Annotated in this window: 1 rRNA gene; it reads right to left on the reverse strand. The window is 52.8% G+C overall.

Annotation, left to right across the window (positions count from 1 at the left end):
• Positions 1–23 precede the first annotated feature (23 nt).
• Positions 24–1,697: ribosomal RNA gene (locus tag EXZ60_RS18815) — 23S ribosomal RNA — on the reverse strand; the annotation flags it as partial.

Genomic DNA, 1,697 nt, shown 5'->3' on the forward strand with positions numbered 1-1,697 from the left:
CCACAAAACCCCTTCGGTGTTGTATGGTTAAGCCTCACGGGCAATTAGTATTGGTTAGCTCAACGCCTCGCAGCGCTTACACACCCAACCTATCAACGTTCTAGTCTCGAACAACCCTTTAGGACACTTAAAGTGCCAGGGAAGACTCATCTCAGGGCTCGCTTCGCGCTTAGATGCTTTCAGCGCTTATCAATTCCGAACTTAGCTACCGGGCAATGCCATTGGCATGACAACCCGAACACCAGCGGTTCGTCCACTCCGGTCCTCTCGTACTAGGAGCAGCCCCCTTCAATCTTCCAACGCCCACGGCAGATAGGGACCGAACTGTCTCACGACGTTCTAAACCCAGCTCGCGTACCACTTTAAATGGCGAACAGCCATACCCTTGGGACCGACTTCAGCCCCAGGATGTGATGAGCCGACATCGAGGTGCCAAACACCGCCGTCGATATGAACTCTTGGGCGGTATCAGCCTGTTATCCCCGGAGTACCTTTTATCCGTTGAGCGATGGCCCTTCCATTCAGAACCACCGGATCACTATGACCTACTTTCGTACCTGCTCGAACCGTCATTCTCGCAGTTAAGCGGGCTTATGCCATTGCACTAACCTCACGATGTCCAACCGTGATTAGCCCACCTTCGTGCTCCTCCGTTACTCTTTGGGAGGAGACCGCCCCAGTCAAACTACCCACCAGGCACTGTCCGCAACCCCGATGAGGGGCCTACGTTAGAACATCAAAACGACAAGGGTGGTATTTCAAGGTTGACTCCACGCAATCTAGCGACTGCGCTTCTAAGTCTCCCACCTATCCTACACATGTAGGTTCAATGTTCAGTGCCAAGCTGTAGTAAAGGTTCACGGGGTCTTTCCGTCTAGCCGCGGGTACACTGCATCTTCACAGCGATTTCAATTTCACTGAGTCTCGGGTGGAGACAGCGTGGCCATCATTACGCCATTCGTGCAGGTCGGAACTTACCCGACAAGGAATTTCGCTACCTTAGGACCGTTATAGTTACGGCCGCCGTTTACCGGGGCTTCGATCAAGAGCTTCGACCTAAGTCTAACCCCATCAATTAACCTTCCGGCACCGGGCAGGCGTCACACCGTATACGTCATCTTGCGATTTTGCACAGTGCTGTGTTTTTAATAAACAGTTGCAGCCACCTGGTATCTGCGACTCTCGTCAGCTCCATCCGCGAGGGACTTCACCAATAAGAGCGTACCTTCTCCCGAAGTTACGGTACCATTTTGCCTAGTTCCTTCACCCGAGTTCTCTCAAGCGCCTTGGTATTCTCTACCCGACCACCTGTGTCGGTTTGGGGTACGATTGCTTATAATCTGAAGCTTAGAGGCTTTTCCTGGAAGCAGGGCATCAATGACTTCACTGCCGTAGCAGCTCGACGTCGTGTCTCAGCCTAACAAGAAACCGGATTTACCTAGTCTCTTAGCCTACGCACTTGAACCAGGACAACCGTCGCCTGGCCCACCTAGCCTTCTCCGTCCCCCCATCGCAATTATAAGCAGTACGGGAATATTAACCCGTTTCCCATCGACTACGCTTTTCAGCCTCGCCTTAGGGGTCGACTTACCCTGCCCCGATTAACGTTGGACAGGAACCCTTGGTCTTCCGGCGGGGAGGTTTTTCACCCCCCTTATCGTTACTCATGTCAGCATTCGCACTTCTGATACCTCCAG

The sequence above is a fragment of the Vibrio sp. 1151_11 genome, from assembly GCF_029478525.1.
Taxonomy (GTDB): domain Bacteria; phylum Pseudomonadota; class Gammaproteobacteria; order Enterobacterales; family Vibrionaceae; genus Vibrio; species Vibrio anguillarum.